Source organism: Enterobacter sp. T1-1 (genome assembly GCF_000710795.1).
Lineage (GTDB): Bacteria > Pseudomonadota > Gammaproteobacteria > Enterobacterales > Enterobacteriaceae > Enterobacter > Enterobacter cloacae.
Genome location: NZ_JALW01000003.1, coordinates 146,851 through 164,943, shown reverse-complemented (window position 1 = coordinate 164,943; position 18,093 = coordinate 146,851). Strand labels below are relative to the sequence as shown.

The 18,093-nt window shown below is 57.3% G+C and carries 16 protein-coding genes and 2 tRNA genes; 12 read left to right on the top strand and 6 right to left on the bottom strand.

The genetic code is table 11. The features are described from left to right. From AK59_RS0101425 to mtfA, 4 genes are all read left to right on the top strand, one after another. A partial coding sequence (locus tag AK59_RS0101425) for an FHIPEP family type III secretion protein (RefSeq protein ID WP_029881847.1) occupies window positions 1-1,078 on the top strand: 1,078 nt, incomplete at its 5' end. 8 nt (window positions 1,079-1,086) lie between these two features. After that, window positions 1,087-1,482, top strand: a complete 396-nt coding sequence (locus AK59_RS0101420) for a flagellar protein FlhE (RefSeq protein WP_231501482.1) — start codon at window positions 1,087-1,089, stop codon at window positions 1,480-1,482. Between the two features lie 343 nt (window positions 1,483-1,825). Beyond that, window positions 1,826-2,368, top strand: a complete 543-nt coding sequence (locus AK59_RS0101415) for a chorismate mutase (RefSeq protein ID WP_029881845.1) — start codon at window positions 1,826-1,828, stop codon at window positions 2,366-2,368. A 228-nt stretch (window positions 2,369-2,596) separates the two neighbouring features. Beyond that, window positions 2,597-3,394 (top strand): DgsA anti-repressor MtfA, encoded by a 798-nt coding sequence (gene mtfA, locus AK59_RS0101410; protein ID WP_029881844.1) that lies wholly within the window; start codon window positions 2,597-2,599, stop codon window positions 3,392-3,394. On the opposite strand, the gene AK59_RS0101405 is transcribed toward mtfA, so the two are convergent. Next, complete coding sequence (locus tag AK59_RS0101405) at window positions 3,391-4,602, bottom strand: MFS transporter (protein WP_029881843.1); 1,212 nt, start codon at window positions 4,600-4,602, stop codon at window positions 3,391-3,393. The genes mtfA and AK59_RS0101405 overlap by 4 nt on opposite strands. A 138-nt stretch (window positions 4,603-4,740) precedes the next feature. Between AK59_RS0101405 and AK59_RS0101400 the strand changes: the two genes are divergently transcribed. The 6 genes from AK59_RS0101400 to AK59_RS0101375 all read left to right on the top strand — a co-directional run bounded on the left by AK59_RS0101400 (window position 4,741) and on the right by AK59_RS0101375 (window position 12,951). Beyond that, window positions 4,741-6,483 (top strand): IucA/IucC family protein, encoded by a 1,743-nt coding sequence (locus AK59_RS0101400; RefSeq protein ID WP_029881842.1) that lies wholly within the window; start codon window positions 4,741-4,743, stop codon window positions 6,481-6,483. Beyond that, window positions 6,483-7,430, top strand: coding sequence for a GNAT family N-acetyltransferase (locus AK59_RS0101395; RefSeq protein WP_029881841.1), 948 nt, complete (start codon window positions 6,483-6,485; stop codon window positions 7,428-7,430). Before AK59_RS0101400 ends, AK59_RS0101395 begins: the two co-directional genes overlap by 1 nt. Continuing rightward, on the top strand, window positions 7,427-9,169 hold the full coding sequence (gene iucC / locus AK59_RS0101390; protein ID WP_029881840.1) for an IucA/IucC family protein: 1,743 nt from the start codon (window positions 7,427-7,429) through the stop codon (window positions 9,167-9,169). Before AK59_RS0101395 ends, iucC begins: the two co-directional genes overlap by 4 nt. Next, on the top strand, window positions 9,166-10,491 hold the full coding sequence (locus tag AK59_RS0101385; RefSeq protein ID WP_029881839.1) for a lysine N(6)-hydroxylase/L-ornithine N(5)-oxygenase family protein: 1,326 nt from the start codon (window positions 9,166-9,168) through the stop codon (window positions 10,489-10,491). The genes iucC and AK59_RS0101385 overlap by 4 nt, the downstream gene beginning before the upstream one ends. Before the next feature lie 26 nt (window positions 10,492-10,517). Further along, the gene (locus AK59_RS0101380) at window positions 10,518-12,707 is read left to right on the top strand and encodes a TonB-dependent siderophore receptor (RefSeq protein WP_013097826.1); all 2,190 of its coding nucleotides are present in this window, start codon (window positions 10,518-10,520) and stop codon (window positions 12,705-12,707) included. Between the two features lie 168 nt (window positions 12,708-12,875). After that, a tRNA-Asn gene (locus tag AK59_RS0101375) sits at window positions 12,876-12,951 on the top strand. Window positions 12,952-13,142: 191 nt separating this feature from the next. On the opposite strand, the gene AK59_RS0101370 is transcribed toward AK59_RS0101375, so the two are convergent. Continuing rightward, entirely contained in the window at window positions 13,143-13,532 is a 390-nt protein-coding gene (locus AK59_RS0101370; protein ID WP_013097827.1) for a RidA family protein, read from the bottom strand. A 141-nt stretch (window positions 13,533-13,673) separates the two neighbouring features. On the opposite strand from AK59_RS0101370, the gene AK59_RS0101365 reads away from it, so the two are divergent. Next, window positions 13,674-14,606, top strand: a complete 933-nt coding sequence (locus AK59_RS0101365; protein ID WP_029881838.1) for a LysR family transcriptional regulator — start codon at window positions 13,674-13,676, stop codon at window positions 14,604-14,606. Window positions 14,607-14,701: 95 nt separating this feature from the next. Here AK59_RS0101365 and AK59_RS0101360 read toward each other — a convergent pair whose 3' ends face one another. The 4 genes from AK59_RS0101360 to nac form a co-directional block, all read right to left on the bottom strand. Further along, the gene (locus AK59_RS0101360) at window positions 14,702-15,004 is read right to left on the bottom strand and encodes an XRE family transcriptional regulator (RefSeq protein ID WP_014832568.1); all 303 of its coding nucleotides are present in this window, start codon (window positions 15,002-15,004) and stop codon (window positions 14,702-14,704) included. Next, complete coding sequence (locus AK59_RS0101355) at window positions 14,988-15,362, bottom strand: type II toxin-antitoxin system RelE/ParE family toxin (RefSeq protein WP_020687566.1); 375 nt, start codon at window positions 15,360-15,362, stop codon at window positions 14,988-14,990. The genes AK59_RS0101360 and AK59_RS0101355 overlap by 17 nt, the downstream gene beginning before the upstream one ends. A gap of 358 nt (window positions 15,363-15,720) precedes the next feature. Then, the gene (cbl, locus tag AK59_RS0101350; RefSeq protein ID WP_013097829.1) at window positions 15,721-16,671 is read right to left on the bottom strand and encodes an HTH-type transcriptional regulator Cbl; all 951 of its coding nucleotides are present in this window, start codon (window positions 16,669-16,671) and stop codon (window positions 15,721-15,723) included. 96 nt (window positions 16,672-16,767) lie between these two features. Beyond that, window positions 16,768-17,685, bottom strand: a complete 918-nt coding sequence (nac, locus tag AK59_RS0101345; RefSeq protein WP_010432103.1) for a nitrogen assimilation transcriptional regulator NAC — start codon at window positions 17,683-17,685, stop codon at window positions 16,768-16,770. A 320-nt stretch (window positions 17,686-18,005) separates the two neighbouring features. Between nac and AK59_RS0101340 the strand changes: the two genes are divergently transcribed. After that, a tRNA-Asn gene (locus tag AK59_RS0101340) sits at window positions 18,006-18,081 on the top strand. Window positions 18,082-18,093 lie beyond the last annotated feature (12 nt).

Here is an 18,093-nt window from a genome sequence, read left to right as displayed (position 1 = left end):
ACAGGCGGATGCCGATGCGGCGGACGCTGAGGTGGCGCAGGTGAACGAAGCCTCCTGGTCTGATGTTCAGATGGAAGATACTCTGGGTCTGGAAGTGGGCTATCGCCTGATCCCGATGGTGGATCACGAACAGCAGGGTCAGTTGCTGACCCGCGTGCGCGGTATTCGCAAGAAGTTTGCCCAGCAGATGGGCTTCCTGCCGCCTGCCGTGCATATTCGTGACAACCTGGATCTGGCGCCAACGCACTATCGCATCCTGCTTAAAGGGGTCACCATTGGTTCCGGTGAAGTGCAGCCGGATCGCTGGATGGCGATCAACCCCGGCTGCGCCGAAGGGGAAGTCCCTGGCACGCCGTGTACCGAGCCCACCTTTGGTCTGCCTGCGCTGTGGATTGACGAAGTTCACCGTGAACTGGCGCAGACGCTGGGCTACACGGTGGTGGATCCGAGTTCAGTGGTGGCAACACACCTTAACCATCTTATCACCACCCATACCGAGGAGCTGTTTGGTCGTCAGGAGGCGCAGCAGCTGCTCGATCAGATCACCAAACATTCACCGAAACTGGTGGAAGATTTGATCCCGGCGGTCATCAGCCTGACCACGCTGCATAAGGTGCTGCAGAATCTGCTGGCCGAGCGCGTGCCGATCCGCGATATGCGTACCATCATCGATACGCTGGCGGAGTTTGCCACCGCCCAGAGCGATGCTGATGAGCTGACCACCCGCGTGCGGGCGCGCCTTTCCCGGGCGATAACCCAGCAGTGGTTCCCGGGCGAGGAGGACATTCAGCTGATTGGCCTGGATCTCTCTCTGGAGCAGCTGTTGATCCAGGCGACCCAGAGCGGCAGCGCAATTGAGCCGGGCATAGCTGAAAACCTGATGAAGCAGACCGAAAAGGCGCTGCAGCATCAGGAAGGTTTAGGCGCACCGCCGGTGCTGCTGGTGAACCCGGCCCTGCGTCTGATGCTGTCGCGCTACCTGCGCCGCATCTTCCCGCAGCTGGCGGTGCTCTCCAGCCAGGAGATTAATACCCAGCGCAACGTGCGGATGACGTATCTGATTGGGGGCAAAGGATGAGGAGAGCAGTGCTTGCGCTGCTTCTGGTTTCGCCGCTGGCTGTTGCGGCGGACGGTTCCTGGAGCGGAGAGAGCTTTGGCGGCACGCTGACCCGGGGGCAAATGGTACTGAAAAGCAAACCGGTGCAAAACCCCTCTCCCCTGCCCGCTGGCGTGGTGGCCTCGCGCGTGTACTGGAAGATTCAGACAGACGGCCTGACCCCACCGGGGTTTCGCATTCGCCTGTGCAGCACCACGCGCTGCCTGACGCTGCCCGGCTTCGCCGGAGAGCTGCCCCTGCCTGCCGGGATGCCAGCCGCTGGGCCGTTTCGTTTTGAGTATTATTCCGTGGCGGGGGGGCGTTTCGACGCGCCGCTGCATGTGCTGAGCAATCAGGTGACGGTGAGTTATCGCAACCGGGGTTAAGCGTATCCCATAAGTTGCCGTCGGTGATTTGTCTGACTCATTTTTATAAATTTTCTTCATTTTCGTCCGAACATAGGGTGGTTATTTTTCATGTTATTTCTGAAATGGGGAATAAGATGTCGCTCGGTAGCATATTCCAGGCATAGCAATTGGAAATGCGAAATTTGGCAATAAGATTAAAGACATTTGCGCTATCGATGACTTTATTCATCAGGATTTTTTATTTTCTATCTATCCCCTGAAATGCTTACAAATATGGCCGTTTATTAACGTTATAAACGATTGCCTGTAATAAACAGGCTGCGATAATAGATGCTCAATTCATCTTTGCGGGAGAATAACCGTGCGCTATTTCGCAGTTGTGGTTTCGTCAATTTTAATGTGTGGTTCATCGCTGGCTGCTTCCGTGAATTCGGCAACCCTTCCTGAGCTGGCTGAGGCATTAAATACACGATTCGAGGTGATGAAGGATGTGGCGGGTTATAAGGCGGCGAACCATCTTCCCGTTGAGGATCTCCCTCGAGAAAAAAATGTTCTGCTGAAAGCACAGGATGCTGCGCGTGACGTCATGCTGGATCCGCAGAGTATTGATGCGTTTATCCAGACACAGATGGCCGTCAGTAAAAACATCCAGTACCGCTATCTCGATCGCTGGCGTTTGCAGCCTGAAAAAGCGTGGCAGCCCCGCCCGCTGGCAGAAGTAAGAGCACAAATTCTTGAACTGGATAACACCATCCTGAACCTGATTAGCCGGCAAATCATGACCGGTGGCGGATTTGGTGAAGAGCAGGACCGCCAGCTCTCCGGGTTGCTGAACGATAAGCAGATCTCAGCGCTGGAGAAGGCGCAACTGATCGACGCGCTCGGGGAAATCAAACGTCGATAAACGCCCTGTGCCACCCGTTGTGCCATGTTTTCCACTGGGGATCGTCTCAATGGGATTTTTGTCACTGAAAGGAAACGGGATAAGTGTTTGAATAATGGCAGAGGGCTGGCCTCTCCTGCCATTCCCACATCTCTACGTTTTATAGTTGCCTTCATGCCGGGTTCTTTGGCATGTTAACGGAACCTGACCTTTCAATTTTGTACACGTGACGAGTTTGCGAGCACAGCGATGATTAAGTGGCCCTGGAAATCAAATGACGCTGGTCAACATGTGGCGCTGCCGTGGGATGACGCGCTGGCGATCCCCGTGCTGGCCAACCTCCAGCCGGATGAACAGTCAAAGCTCATTCAACTGGCGGATCGCTTTTTGCAGCAAAAGCGGCTGGTTCCGCTGCAGGGGTTTGAGCTGGATGCACTTAAAAGCGCGCGTATCGCCCTGCTTTTCTGCCTGCCGGTGCTCGAACTGGGTATCGAGTGGCTGGATGGTTTCCACGAAGTGCTGATCTACCCCGCACCATTTATCGTTGATGACGAGTGGGAAGATGATATTGGCCTGGTGCATAACCAGCGCGTGGTGCAGTCCGGGCAAAGCTGGCAGCAAGGCCCCATCATCCTCAACTGGCTGGATATTCAGGACTCGTTCGACGCGTCCGGGTTTAACCTGATTGTTCACGAAGTGGCGCATAAGCTTGATACCCGCAACGGCGATCGCGCCAGCGGTGTTCCGCTGATCCCCCTGCGTGAAGTCGCCGGTTGGGAGCACGACCTGCATGCGGCGATGGAAAATATCCAGGATGAGATTGACCTTGTCGGGGAAAGCGCGGCCAGCATTGATGCCTATGCGGCAACCGATCCGGCCGAGTGTTTTGCGGTGCTGTCAGAGTATTTCTTTAGCGCCCCCGAGCTGTTCGCCCCGCGTTTCCCGGCCCTGTGGCAACGTTTTTGTCATTTTTATCAGCAGGATCCCCTGCAGCGTCTGCGCCAGAGTGAGGGTTCCGGCAGCACCGCCTCCCGACACGTCCACTAGGCCCCTGTTTCTGGGGTACGCTCAACCGACCGTACCCCTAAGCTCAAGGCTAAAAACAGCAGCGCCATTGCCCAGGCGGCCACGATTAAAAACGTTTCACCGAATGCGCGCGTCACCAGCGGCACCAGCAACGCGCTGACGCCGTAGCCCAGCGTATGGCTGGTGGCGATCACCCCCGCCCCTTTGCCTGTCGTTAACCTGTCGTTCAGCAGCAGCTGATAGCCGGGCGTTGCCATCGCCGCCCCCAGCGAGGTAATGACGATCCCCACATAGAACAGTGCCACATCCGCGAGACACATCACCCCAAGTCCGACCACCATCAACACCGCTGCCAGGCAAAGTAACGTCATCGGGCGAAAGTGCTGCGGACGCACCACCAGAAACTGGGCAGCGAGCGTTGCCAGCGCGGCCAGGCTCAGCAGCAGCGCAACGTGATGGCTGATTTGCGCCGCATTGCCGTCCAGCAACGGACTGAGATGGGGTGACAGACCAAGCTGCATCAGGCTCACCAGTGCGGCAAGCAACAGCGCCAGCATAAGATAAGGCAGCATTGATGCCTGCAGCCGCGTCGCCTGTTGCGCCACTGGCGGTAAAGGCGGATCGGCCACTTCACGCAGCACTATCAGCAGGGCGATAAACGGAGCCATAGCCATCAGCCACAGCGGTGCCACCGGGTTAACGTTGAGCATCAGCGCTGCCAGCGGCGGCCCCAGCAGACGCCCGCAGCTGAGGCCCGAGCTTATCGTCGCCAGCGCGGCCATTCTTTTCTCCAGACCCGCACGTTGAATGGCCCATGTCTGAGCCGCCGGCACCAGACCAGAGACCGTCAGGCCGTACAGGGTGCGCGAGAGGATAAGCCCTGCCAGCCCCCAGGCGGCATTAAGCATCCCGTTCGCCATTGCCCAGACCACCAGCGCCATGACGAAGAAACTTGCCAGATAGCCGCTCAGCGAGGCCAGCATCACGCTTTTGCAGCCGTGCCGCTCGCTCTGGCGTCCCCACCAGGGCGAAGCCGGTAAAAAGAGCATCGAACCGAACATCAACAGACCCGCCCAAACGGAGAGCGATAGCCCGGTCATCGTGACCAGCTGCGGCAGCATGACCAGCAAACCGTTTTGCCCGATCCCCAGTAAACCGGCACACAACGCCAGGGGCCAGTTCGCTTTCGGGGTGAGATTGTCGGTCAGAGTGTCGGAAAGTGAGCGCATAGAATTGTGAACATAGTGTCAATAAATGTGTGGAAATCATGAAGTTTATGAAAACAAATATTGCAAAAATAGTTGCGACTGTAAACAGAATGAATATCATAACGAGAATTATTATCAGTCATGGAATGAGGTACATCTATGCGTACTCTGCCCCGCTCTGCCGGTACAGACGTTGCGGCCCAGTGTTTTTTAAACGCCCTGTTGCGCGAAACGAAGGACTGGCGCTATCTCCCCGCTACCGCTGCGGATGAGCTATCGCAGATCCATATCCCGCTCTCGCAAACCCAGGCCATCCGGGTTTCAGTACACTATTTCTCCCCAACCCAGCATCATCAGTATCGCTTCCCGGCAACGCTCATCCAGACCGACAGCGACCGTAGTGACGCCGTCACTTTCCCTCAACTGGTTGATTTAATTATTGAAAAACCCGATGTAAAAGGCTCACTGGATGCCGATACGCTGGCGCGTTTTAAGCAGCGCGCCCTTGAAAGCCATGCCCATACCTGGCAGGCGATCGACTTGCGTCACCGCTGGGCAAACCTGCGCGACACGCCGCTGACATTCGCCGAGGCGGAACAGGCGCTGCTGGTCGGCCACGCATTCCATCCGGCCCCGAAGTCACACGAGCCGTTTAACGAAACCGAAGCCCGCCGCTATTTGCCCGATTTCGCCTCCCGCTTTCCGCTGCGCTGGTTTGCGGTTGAGAGTGAACTGATCGCTGGCGAGAGCCTGAACGTCTCCCTGCGCGAACGTCTGCTGCGCTTCGCAGCCCAGAGCGCCCCTGAACTGCTCGGTCATTTCACCGACGCCCGCTGGCTGCTGCCGATGCACCCGTGGCAGGCGGAGTACCTGCTCGGTCAGGACTGGTGCCAGCGACTGGTGGCGAAGGGAGCCTTGCAGGATCTGGGCGAAGCGGGCGCGCAATGGCTGCCCACCAGCTCCTCCCGCTCGCTGTACAGCGAAACCAACAGCGACATGATTAAGTTTTCCCTGAGCGTGCGCCTGACAAACTCCGTGCGCACGCTGTCGGTGAAAGAGGTTAAGCGCGGGATGCGTCTGGCGCGTCTGGCGAAAACGGCGCGCTGGCAGGAGCTCCAGGCGCGCTACCCCACCATGCGCGTGATGCAGGAAGACGGCTGGGCGGGTCTGCGTGACGAAAGCGGCGTCATTCAGGAAGAGAGCCTGATGGCGCTGCGCGTGAACCTGCTGTTTGATACGCCGGATACGCAAACCAACGTGCTGGTGAGCCTGACGCAGGCCGCGCCGGACGGCGGTGACAGTCTGTTGGCGGCTGCGGTCCGCCGTCTGAGCCAGCGTCTGGATCTCCCCCTCGCCCAGGCCGCGCGCTGCTGGCTGGACGCCTATTGCGACCGCGTTCTCCTTCCGCTGTTCAGCGCCGAAGCCGATTACGGTCTGGTCCTGCTGGCACATCAGCAAAACATTCTTGTGGAGATGCAGCAGGACTTCCCGGTCGGGCTTATCTACCGTGACTGCCAGGGCAGCGCCTGGACCGAAGGGGCCGACGCGTGGCTGAAAGAGGCAGGTGAAAGCGAGGTGGAAAACCGCTTCGGCGAGAGCCAGCTGCTGCGCTACTTCCCCTATTACCTGCTGCTGAACTCCACACTCGCCGTCACCGCCGCCCTCGCTGCCGCAGGTTTCGACAGCGAAGAGAGCCTGATGTCACGGGTGCGTGACGCGCTGGCCAGCCTGCGCCAGACCGCGAAGCAGACCCGCTGCCTCGACTATGTGCTCGACAGCCCGACCTGGAACTGTAAAGGCAACTTTTTCTGCTACCTGCACGATCGCAACGAAAATACGATTGCCGATCCGGCAGTGATCTATTTCGACTTTAGCAACCCGTTTTACAAGGAGAAGGCGTGATGGCTAACGCGAATATCGTCCATTCCGGCTACGGCTTTCGTTGCACCGCAACGGACACGTCCCTGCCGCTGACATTAGGCCTCGACGGCAGCGCGGTGCTGGAGCGCCTGCGCGATATCCCGGACGGCTGGCTGGTAGAGGCGCTGGATCAGCTGTTTGTCGCCGCACCGGCACTGACCGGCATCACGCTGCCGTGGGCAGCCTGGCAGGATGAACCGCAGGCGCAGGCGTTATTCGCGCTTGCCAGCGGCGATTATCTGGCCCGTGAGACCTTCTGGCAACTGCCGCTGTGGCTGCAGGGGGAGCGTCCGCAGGCCAGCGGTGGCATGCAGTTCGATGAGAGCCGTCAGCTTTACTTCCCGCTGCGCCCTCACCGTCCGCAAGGGGAAGTCTATCGCCGTTACGATGCACAAATTAAACGCACCCTGAGCTTCCGCGTGGCCGACGTGGCGCTGGACGGTGAGCGTTTTACCCAGTGGATGAACAACCCGCGCGTCAACGCGTTCTGGGAGATGGCCGGTCCTCAGGAAGAGCAGGAAAACTACCTGCGCCGTCAGCTCGACTCGACGTACTGCTACCCGGTTATCGGCTGCTTTGACGATCAGCCGTTCGGCTATTTTGAACTCTACTGGGCCGCAGAAGACCGTATCGGACGCCACTATCGCTGGCAGCCGTTTGACCGTGGGCTGCATATGCTGGTCGGCGAAGAGAACTGGCGCGGCGCGCAGTATATCCGTAGCTGGCTGCGCGGTCTGAGCCACTATCTGTGGCTGGATGAACCGCGCACGACGCGCATTGTCGCTGAGCCACGTTTCGACAATCAGCGCCTGTTCCGCCATCTGGCTTCCGCCGGTTTCGACACCGTTAAAGAGTTCGACTTCCCACATAAACGTTCGCGCCTCATCATGAGCGAGCGTCACCGCTTCTTCAGCGAGGTGGGACTGTGAACGCACTCTGGCAAAAAGTGAACCGCGAGATGGTGGCGAAGATCCTCGCCGAGCTGGAATACGAACGTACCCTGAGCGCCGAGCCGCTGGCCGCTGACCGCTGGCAAATCACCATGGGCAGCGAAACATGGCAGTTTCGCGCCACGCGCGGCATCTGGGGCTGGTTACATATCGATCCCGCCAGTCTGACCACCGCCAGCGGAGCCGCCGTGGAAGCGGAAAGCGCGTTTCTGCAGCTGGCGACGGTGCTGGAGATGAGCGACGCACAAACGGCAGAGCATCTGGAAGATCTTTACGCCACGCTGCGGGGCGACATGCAGCTGCTGCAGGCGCGAGAGACGCTGGATGCCGACGCGCTTATTCATCTCGACCCGGACGAACTCCAGTGTCTGATGAGCGGCCATCCCAAGTTCATTTTTAACAAAGGACGCCGCGGCTGGGGGCTGGAGGCGCTGCGCCAGTACGCGCCGGAATACCGTGGCCGTTTTCGCCTGCATTGGGTTGCCGTGCAGCGCGAGCATCTGGTCTGGAGCAGCGATGTCGATTGCGATATCAACACCCTGCTGGCCAGCACCATGGACAGTGCCGAGCGCGCGCGCTTTGACGCCCATTGGCAGGCGCTGAAGCTTGACGACAGCTGGCTACCGGTGCCGCTGCACCCGTGGCAGTGGCAGCAAAAAATTGCCGTCCATTTCCTGGCCCAGCTCGCGCGCGGTGAGATGGTAGAGCTGGGGGAATTTGGCGATGAGTATCTGGCCCAACAGTCCCTGCGCACGCTGACCAACGCCAGCCGCCGCGCGCCGTATGACATCAAGCTGCCGCTGACCATCTACAACACCTCCTGCTATCGCGGCATTCCGGGTAAGTACATTGCCGCCGGTCCGCTGGCTTCGCGTTGGTTACAGCAGCAGTTTGCCAGCGACGCCACTCTCACCCGCTCTGGCGCGCAGGTGCTTGGTGAACCCGCCGCCGGATATCTGGCGCATACCGGTTACGCCGCATTACCGAAAGCGCCCTATCGCTATCAGGAGATGCTGGGCGTGATCTGGCGCGAAAACCCGTCCTGCTATTTGCAGGACGGCGAGCAGGCGGTGCTGATGGCGGCGCTGATGGAGACCGACAACGCCGGACGCCCGCTGATTGACGCGTGGATTGCGCATTCGGGATTAACCGCCGAAGCCTGGCTGGAAAAACTGTTCGATGCCACGGTGATCCCGTTCTATCACCTGCTCTGCCGCTACGGCGTGGCGCTCATCGCCCACGGCCAGAACGTGACGCTGGTGATGAAAGACTACGTGCCGCAGCGCATCCTGCTGAAGGATTTCCAGGGTGATATGCGGCTGGTTGATGAAGATTTCCCGCAGGCGGAAAGCCTGCCGCAACAGGTGAAAGCCGTCACGGCGCGCCTGAGCGCGGAGTACATCATCCATGACCTGCAAACCGGCAACTTCGTGACGGTGCTGCGTTTTATCTCGCGTCTCACGCAGCAAAGCGGCGTCAGCGAAACCCGCTTCTACCAGATCCTGGCGCAGGTTTTACGCCGTTATATGGCCGCACATCCGGATCTTGCCGGGCGCTTCGCGAAGTTCGACCTGTTTAAGCCGCAGATCATTCGCGTGATCCTCAACCCGGTCAAACTCACCTTCTCCGAACACGACGGTGGCAGCCGCATGCTGCCGAACTACGTCTGCGATCTCGATAACCCCCTTTTTCTGGTCTCCCAGGAGTCAGCGCAATGAAAACGTATGATTTCATCGGCATTGGTATTGGCCCGTTTAACCTCAGCATCGCTGCCCTTGCAGAGGGGCTGGACGGATTCAGTTCACTGTTTCTTGAACGTAAGCCGCATTTTTCCTGGCACCCGGGGATGATGGTGCCGGACTGCCACATGCAAACCAGCTTCCTGAAGGATCTGGTCAGCGCCGTGGAGCCGACCAACCGCCACAGCTTTCTGAACTACCTGGTACAGCGTAAAAAGTTCTACCGTTTTCTGACCACCGAGCAGCGCACCGTCTCCCGCGAGGAGTTTGCTGATTACCTGAGCTGGGCGGCGGAAAACCTCACCAACCTCGCCTTCAGCCAGCAGGTACAGCAGGTGAGTTTTGATGAGAAAAAGGGCCTGTTTGAGGTAGTAACCCAGCGCGATCGCTTCCTGGCGCGCCACGTCTGTGTGGGGATTGGCAAACAGATCAACCTCCCCGACTGCGTGACCGCACAGGATGACAGCTGCTTCCATGCCAGCGAGATGATGCTGCGCACGCCAGATTTGGCGGGCAAACGGGTGACCGTCGTTGGCGGCGGCCAGAGCGGTGCCGATCTGTTTTTGAATATCTTCCGCGGGGAGTGGGGTCAGCCGCTGAGCCTGAACTGGGTGTCGCGCCGCAACAACTACAACGCCCTGGATGAGGCCGCATTTGCCAACGAGTATTTCACGCCGGAGTACGTGGACAGCTTCTCCACACTTGGTGAAGAGGCCCGTCGTCAGATGCTGCACGAGCAGAAGATGACCTCTGACGGTATCACCACCGAGTCCCTGCTGGCGATTTACCGCGCCATGTACCACCGCTTTGAAGTGCTGCGTGAAAAACCCTGGGCGCACCTGATGCCGTCCCGCTCGGTAACCGCACTCACGCGACTGCAAAACGGGCAACGCCTGACGCTAAAGCATCACCTCGACGGTGGCCGTGAACAGCTGGAGAGCGACGTGGTGATCTTTGCCACGGGCTACCGCGCCGCGCAGCCTGCGTTTCTGGCGCCACTCTCCCATCGTCTGCACCTGGATGCCGACGAAGCTTTTCACATCAACAACGATTTCACCCTGGAATGGGACGGCCCGCAGAGCAACCGCCTGTTTGCCGTAAATGCCGGGATGCACCGTCTCGGTATTGCCGAACCCCAGCTCAGCCTGATGGCCTGGCGCGCCGCGCGAATTCTCAATCGCGCGCACGATGACGAGCCGTTTGAGCTGGCTACTACCCCCGGCGTGATCCACTGGCGTAGCACCACCAGCACGGATAACAGCCAGGTTTTTAAATCATTAGCACAGACCACCGAGTACTGACACACACAATCAGGATCAACATAACAATGAAACGTTCTCATCTTTGGGTTTTAAATCCGTGCTTGCTTGCCATGCTTTCGACCTCTGCGTGGGCAGAAGAACAAAAGGAAGAAAATATTGTTGTCTCCGCCAGCCGCGCACACCGCAGCGTGGCGGAGATGGCGCAGACCACCTGGGTTATCGAGCGTGCGGAAATTGAGCAGCAGGTTCAGGGCGGGAAAGAGATTAAAGACGTGCTGGCGCAGCTGATCCCGGGCATGGACGTCAGCAGCCAGGGGCGCACCAACTACGGCATGAACCTGCGCGGCCGTTCAATGATGGTGATGGTGGACGGCGTGCGTCTGAACTCCTCCCGCAGCGACAGCCGTCAGCTTGACTCTATCGATCCGTTCAACATCGACCGTATCGAAGTGATTTCCGGCGCTACTTCACTGTACGGCGGCGGCAGTACCGGCGGCCTGGTGAACATCGTCACCAAAAAAGGTCAGCCGGAGACGGAAGTCGAATTCCAGACCGGGGCAAAAAGCGGGTTTAACAGCCACAACGACCACGATGAGAACGTGTCGGCGGCGGTCAGCGGCGGTAATGATAATGCGTCTGGTCGTCTGTCCGTTTCTTATCAGCGTTACGGCGGCTGGTATGACGGCAACGGCGACGAGGTGATTATCGATAACACCCAGACCGGCTTACAGTATTCTGACCGTATTGATGTGATGGGCACTGGCACCATCAATATTGACGATCATCAGCAGTTGCAGTTAACCACCCAGTACTACAAGAGCGAATCTGATGGCAAACACGGCCTGTACCTCGGGAAGAATTTCTCGGCGGTTACGGGTGATGCCACCGCGTATAACAAAAACAACCTGGATTCTGACCGTATTCCCGGTACCGAGCGCCATCTGATTAACCTGCAGTACTCTAATACCGATTTCTGGGGCCAGGACCTGGTCGCGCAGATCTACTATCGTGACGAGAGCCTGACCTACTACCCGTTCCCGACCCTGAGCAAAGGGACGGTGACCAGCATTGGTGCCTCTCAGCAGAAAACCGATTTTTACGGCGGCAAGCTGACGCTGAACAGCAAACCGGTGGATGATTTGACGCTCACCTGGGGTGTGGACGCCGACCATGAAACCTTCGACGCCAACCAGCAGTTCTTCGACCTGAGTAAAGCGGCAGCGAGCGGCGGCATGAAGCTGGACAATGCGTACAACGTGGGGCGTTATCCGGGTTACAGCATTACCAACCTCGCCCCGTTCCTGCAGGCGAGCTACGACATTGACGCCATCACCCTGAGCGGCGGCGTGCGTTACCAGTACACTGAAAACAAGGTGGATGATTTTGTTGGCTACGCCCAGCAGCAGGCCATCGCCACCGGGAAAGCCACCTCTGCAGACGCAGTGCCGGGCGGGAAAACCGATTACAACAACTTCCTGTTTAACGCCGGGATCCTTGGCCGCCTGACCGAACAGCAGCAGCTGTGGTTTAACTTCTCTCAGGGCTTTGAAATTCCGGACCTGGCGAAGTACTACGGCTCCGGCACCTATCAGCTTGTCGACGGGCACTATCGCCTGCTGAACAGCGTGAACGTTAACGACTCGACGCTGGACGGCATTAAGGTTAACGCTTACGAGCTGGGCTGGCGCTACACCGGCGATAATCTGCGCACACAGGTTGCGGCGTACTACTCGCTCTCGGATAAAACCATCACCATCAACAAAACCGATATGACCATCAACCTGGAAGACGACAAGCGTCGTATCTACGGGGTGGAAGGTCAGGTGGACTATTTCTTCACCGATAGCGACTGGAGCACCGGCGCAAACTTTAACGCCATTAAGTCTGAAACCCGTGAAAACGGTAAATGGGAGAAGCTGACAGTAGACAGCGCCAGCCCGTCGAAAGCCAGCGCCTGGGTCAACTGGGCGCCGGGCGACTGGACCCTGCGCGTGCAGAGTACCCAGACCTTTGACGTCTCTGATGCCGACGGTAAGAAGATCGATGGCTATAACACGGTAGATTTCCTGGGCAGCTACGCCCTGCCGGTGGGTAAAGTGAGCTTCAGCGTGGAAAACGTGCTGGACAAAGACTACACCACTGCCTGGGGACAGCGCGCACCGGGGCTGTATAGCCCAACGTATGGCGCTCCGGGTCTGTATACCTATAAAGGCCGTGGCCGCACGTTTGGTCTGAACTACTCCGTTCTGTTCTAAACAACTGCGCCGCCTGCCCGCGGGCGGCGCATCCTGCTGTGTAATTTCGCCGCAAATTTGCTATAAAATCAGCGATTTGCTGAAATTGTCGGCAAACGATCAAAAAGGGTGTTTTCACCCTTTGACAAGCCGAACCGAGGTCGCTACTATGCGCCTCGTTCACACGATTCCTCTGTAGTTCAGTCGGTAGAACGGCGGACTGTTAATCCGTATGTCACTGGTTCGAGTCCAGTCAGAGGAGCCAAATTTGAAAAGCCTGCTTTTGAAGCAGGCTTTTTGCTTTTGTGCGTTCGGAAAATTTGCCGGGTGGCGGCTTCGCCTTACCCGGCCTACGGGACTGTAGGCCCGGTAAGCGCAGCGCCACCGGGCAATAATCCCCTGCTTTCATCATTTTTCTTCTGTCTTGTCTTTCGACTGGCGGAAAGTCCCTAACGCTCAGGGCAGCCTGGCAATCACCTTAATCTCAAACTGGAATCCGTACAGCCATGTCACGCCGATCCCGGTCAACGTTGGGTAAGGCGCTTCTCCCCAATATTCTGGCAGGATACTCCAGATAGCGTCGAGGTTTGACTCGGGATCGACGACAAAAAGGGTAACGTCAACCACGTCATCGAACGTGCAGCCCGCAGCCGCGAGGACAGCATTAAGATTATTGAATGCCAGCCTGACCTGCGCTTTCAGATCGGGCTCAGGCGAACCATCCTCACGGCTACCAACCTGCCCCGAAACAAACAGGAAACCGTTAGATTTGATGGCCGGTGAATAGCGATTGCGCTCATAGAGCGCCTGGCGTCCTGAGGGAAAAACTGCTTCGCGTGCGGTCATATTTACACCTTTGCAATGGGGCGAAATCTGCCCAATGAACTTAAAGACACTTTACAGGTGCAGGATCGGGCGGATAAACAAGCGACTTTGTCCATCATTGTTTGTAATATCCAAACAATTGGTGAAAAGAGAGGATAAGGAATGGATCGTTTCGATGCGATGCGCGCCTTTGCTCGCGTGGTAGAGGCAGGTAGCTTCACAAAGGCTGCCCAAACGCTTCATATGAGCAAAACCACGGTGACGCAGCTTATTCAGCAGCTGGAAGCGCGCCTGCGCGTCAGATTGCTCCATCGCACCACCCGCAAGCTCAGCGTCACTCCCGATGGCGCGGTCTACTACGAACGCGTCATCCGCCTGCTGGCGGACATGGAAGATGCTGAAAACAGCCTGTCCAGTGCGGCAATTACGCCCAGGGGACGGCTACGGGTGGATGTGCCCAGTCCGCTGGCCCGCCTCATCCTGGTGCCGGCGCTACCGGCATTCCATGCACGCTACCCTGACATCCAGTTCGACATGGGCGTGAGCGACCGGGTGGTGGACCTGATTGGCGACAACGTGGATTGCGTGCTACGCGGCGGCGAGATCACCGATCAGTCCCTGATTGCACGCCATGTCGGAGATTTGCAAATCGGCGTCTACGCCGCCCCCAGTTATCTGGAACGCCTTGGCCCCCCTTCGCACCCGCGAGAACTGGAAAACACCGACCATCGCAGAGTAGGGTTCTTGTCCTCACGCACCGGTAAGATTGATCCTCTGGTACTGCGCAGTGAGAGTGAACGTATTGAAATCACGGGCAGCTATGTACTGGCCGTGGATGATGGCAATGCTTACCTCGAAGCCGGGTTAGCGGGATTAGGCGTGATCGCGCTGCCAGTCTATATGGCGGCAGCGCATCAGGCTCGTGGTGCCTTGATTCCGCTATTTGAACACTGGCGTATTGCTCCAATGCCCCTGTACCTGGCGTTTCCGCCGAGCCGCCATGTCAACGCCAGACTGCGCGTTTTTATTGATTGGATCGTTGAATTGGTGCAGCAGCATGTCACCAACGCCAACCGAAAGGGAATTCTGATTTAGCTTGTTTATTCGCTAGTTACTGGCTAAGGCGATCCCGGTCAGAGGAGCTAAATTTGAAAAGCCTGCTTTTGAAGCAGGCTTTTTGCTTTTGTGCCCTACAGCACAAACTCATAATGCGAACCATCCGGTAACTCAACGTCAAGCGTAAGCTTTCCACCCGCAGCCTCAACGTAGCGCTTGAGTGAAGAGAGTTTCAGATCGCGCCCGGGCTTTTCCATGACCGCGACGGTGGGCTGTCGGATGCCCAGCGCCTGCGCCATTTCAACCTGCGTTTTTTGCACCTTTTCACGTAGCTCTGCCAGATGGATATTAAGCAAAATGTCGGCAGCCATTGCCTGAGCGCTGGCAACAACATCCGATTTTTCATCCGCTATAAGCTGCTCAAGGTTTCTGCCCATCGCGTAACGTCCTCTCTTTTAATGTATTCAACCAGTGAGTGAATTCCCGGTCGGCCACCAGAAGCATTTCATCGTAAAAGCGTCTTTCGTTGCCGACCTTATTGCCGGCACAGAGCACAATGCCGGTACGGTTTGGGTCAAACGCGAAAAATGCCCGCAACGGATCGCCCTTACTCTGAATGCGCAGCTCTTTCATGTTGCTGTGACGAGAGCCTTTAAGCGTATCGGCATAGGGCCTCGACAAAGCAGGCCCCTTTTCTCGCAAAACAAGCAGTGCTGCCAGCACGCTGGCCCGATCAGTATCGTCAAGTGAACGAAACCAGCAATCGAACCTGTCCGTCGTGTTAATTGTCCACACACTCCCTCCATAAAATATAGATCACAAACTATATAGCTGTAAAGCTATAGCAGCGATTATCCTGAGAGAATGAGCGTTATTCTTGTGTTGTTACGCGAAAGCTGAAGACGTGCAGGAGTATTTCGGTGAATCCCCCATCAGGTGCTCACCGCATTGCGAGCAGTATCGTAAAAAAGAGTTCAGGACTACGTTAACGGCCGCCAGGCCGCCACTTCCTCATCCAGCCATTCGACGAAATGGGCCATCTCTGGCTTGCCTCTGTTAACGTCGATGTCACTAGCCAGTACGGTAGTCTGGACGTTTAGTCAATCGATGATCCCACACGTTGTCAGCGCAGCGCTACCGGGCAAGCCAGCAGCTATATCTGATAATCAATCGCCACTTCTTCCGGCTCCATCACCTGGCGTTTGATTTCGTCAACGGACAGCCCGGCGTTACAGAGTTCGATAAAGCGCCACACGTAGTTGCGCTGTAGCTGTCCGCGCTTGAGGCCGAGCCATACGGTATTGGCGTCAAACAGATGACGTGTATCCAGACGCACCAGGTTCCCGGTATCGCCCTCGCCGCCGGACTGTTCCGCGACCAGGCCAATGCCCAGCCCCAACTCAACGTAGGTTTTGATCACATCGGAATCCTGTGCGCTCAGCACCACATCCGGCGTTAACCCTTTGCGGTTGAATGCTTCATCGATGCGCGAACGCCCGGTAATACCCTGGCGATACGTAATCAGCGGCCATTTCGCTATCGCTTCCAGCGTTAGCGGTGAAACCTGATTCAACGGATGATCGAGCGGGAGCAACAGGCTGTGGTACCAGCGGAACCAGGGGAAAGCCACCAGCAGCGGGTCGTTGCTCAGGCGTTCGCTGGCGATACCAATATCCGCCCCACCGTTTTGCAGCAGCATTTCAATTTCCTGCGGCGTGCCCTGAATAAGCTCCAGGCGAACGTCCGGGAAAATTTCACGAAACGCTTTTATCACTGGCGGCAGGCTGTACCGAGCCTGAGTATGGGTAGTGGCGATGGTGAGCACGCCGGAGGCGTCATTGGTAAAGAGATCCGCCAGGCGACGGACATTGCTGGCCTCGTTGAGGATCCGCTCAGCGATGGTCAGCAACGCTTTACCTGGCTCCGTCATGCCAAGCAGGCGCTTGCCGCGACGGATAAAAATCTCAATGCCAAGCTCTTCTTCCAGCTCGCGAATATGGCGGCTGACGCCCGACTGGGAGGTGTAGAGCATATTGGCGACTTCGGTCAGGTTATAGTCCCGCCTGGCCGCCTCACGGATAATTTTAAGTTGCTGGAAATTCACGATTCACTCCGGCGCATCTGACATAGCTCTATTGTTAGAGTCAGCTGAGCTGCAGAACAAATAATAAAAACCAGCATCTTATGCTTTTCTGGAATATTAACTCACGAGCTGGAGTTCACGATTCTCCAGCGATGGCTTACTCACCAGCGACATTAAAATTTCTTTCACCGCCTGCGCCTGTGGCGACAGCGAGCCACGGGCGGACATGTTCAGCGACAGCGGTAAACTCATTGATGGCGTGGTGATGCGCGCCATCCAGCCATTTGCTGCGCTGCACAGCGAGCGGGCGGCGGATTCCGGCAGCACCGTGACGCCCATCCCGCTGGCGATCGCCGCAGTCAGCGTGGAGATGGAGTCAATTTCACCGATGATTTTCGCCGTCAGGCGGCGCAGGGAGAACGCTTCGTCCACGCGTACGCGCACGGCGCTGTAATCACGCGGCAGGAAAAGATTCATCTCTGCAACCGCAGTGAGGTCAACGCTCTGCCCCGGACAATCGCGGGTGCCCACGAGATACAGATCTTCTTTCAGCAGCGGCTGGCTGGTGATCCCCGCAACCGGAGAGCGATCGTAAAGCACCGCCATATCCAGCTGGCCATTAAGCAGCTTGTCATTCAGGACAGAGCCGCTGTTCTCGTGCAGATAGACCAGCACTTCCGGCAACTCAGCGCGCACCGCCTGCAGCAGTGGCATGGTGATGGAGGACGCAGCGGTCCCCGGTGCCAGCCCGATGGAAACGTGTCCGCTCAGCGTCTGGCCAACATTATTTACCGCCAGCTGTGCCTGTTCGCACTGACGAAGAATGGTGCGCGCGTGGGTATACAGGATCTTGCCTGCTTCCGTTGGGGTCACGCCGCGTTTGGTGCGGATCAACAGCTGCTGATCCATTTCGCCTTCCAGAGTAGCCACCTGCTGGCTCAGCGCAGGCTGCGCGATATGCAGCACTTCCGCCGCTTGAGTCAGGCTGCCGATATCGACGATTTTTACGAAGTATTTCAGTCGTCTTAAGTTCATTTTGCCCCCTGTTCGAAATGCTTTGCCGGTACTGGCTGTTGTTGTTGAACAGGTTTTGCAATATGAATGCCAGTTTTACCAGCAGGTCTGATTTGTTCGCTAAGCGCCTGAAAATAAGGAAACCTAATCATAGACGCCGGATTTATTACTGAAACAGCGGTTTATGATCTGCCCCATAAGAGGTATATCCGCACCACAACGGTGCATTACGTTGGCAAAATCGCCACTTTGCTGAAATTGTCAGCAAACAGACGCAAAGCGTGGTTTCATCCTTTGACAAGGCGTACGCAGGCCGTTACTATGCGCCCCGTTCACACGATTCCTCTGTAGTTCAGTCGGTAGAACGGCGGACTGTTAATCCGTATGTCACTGGTTCGAGTCCAGTCAGAGGAGCCAAATTTGAAAAGC

What these genes read in the sequence shown, in the direction of transcription:
- AK59_RS0101370 (WP_013097827.1), bottom strand. Translation starts at nt 13,532, where the DNA reads ATGACCGCACGCGAAGCAGTTTTTCCCTCAGGACGCCAGGCGCTCTAT.
- AK59_RS0101395 (WP_029881841.1), top strand. Translation starts at nt 6,483, where the DNA reads ATGGCTAACGCGAATATCGTCCATTCCGGCTACGGCTTTCGTTGCACC.
- AK59_RS0101405 (WP_029881843.1), bottom strand. Translation starts at nt 4,602, where the DNA reads ATGCGCTCACTTTCCGACACTCTGACCGACAATCTCACCCCGAAAGCG.
- AK59_RS0101385 (WP_029881839.1), top strand. Translation starts at nt 9,166, where the DNA reads ATGAAAACGTATGATTTCATCGGCATTGGTATTGGCCCGTTTAACCTC.
- AK59_RS0101380 (WP_013097826.1), top strand. Translation starts at nt 10,518, where the DNA reads ATGAAACGTTCTCATCTTTGGGTTTTAAATCCGTGCTTGCTTGCCATG.
- AK59_RS0101365 (WP_029881838.1), top strand. Translation starts at nt 13,674, where the DNA reads ATGGATCGTTTCGATGCGATGCGCGCCTTTGCTCGCGTGGTAGAGGCA.
- AK59_RS0101360 (WP_014832568.1), bottom strand. Translation starts at nt 15,004, where the DNA reads ATGGGCAGAAACCTTGAGCAGCTTATAGCGGATGAAAAATCGGATGTT.
- AK59_RS0101400 (WP_029881842.1), top strand. Translation starts at nt 4,741, where the DNA reads ATGCGTACTCTGCCCCGCTCTGCCGGTACAGACGTTGCGGCCCAGTGT.
- mtfA (WP_029881844.1), top strand. Translation starts at nt 2,597, where the DNA reads ATGATTAAGTGGCCCTGGAAATCAAATGACGCTGGTCAACATGTGGCG.
- nac (WP_010432103.1), bottom strand. Translation starts at nt 17,685, where the DNA reads ATGAACTTAAGACGACTGAAATACTTCGTAAAAATCGTCGATATCGGC.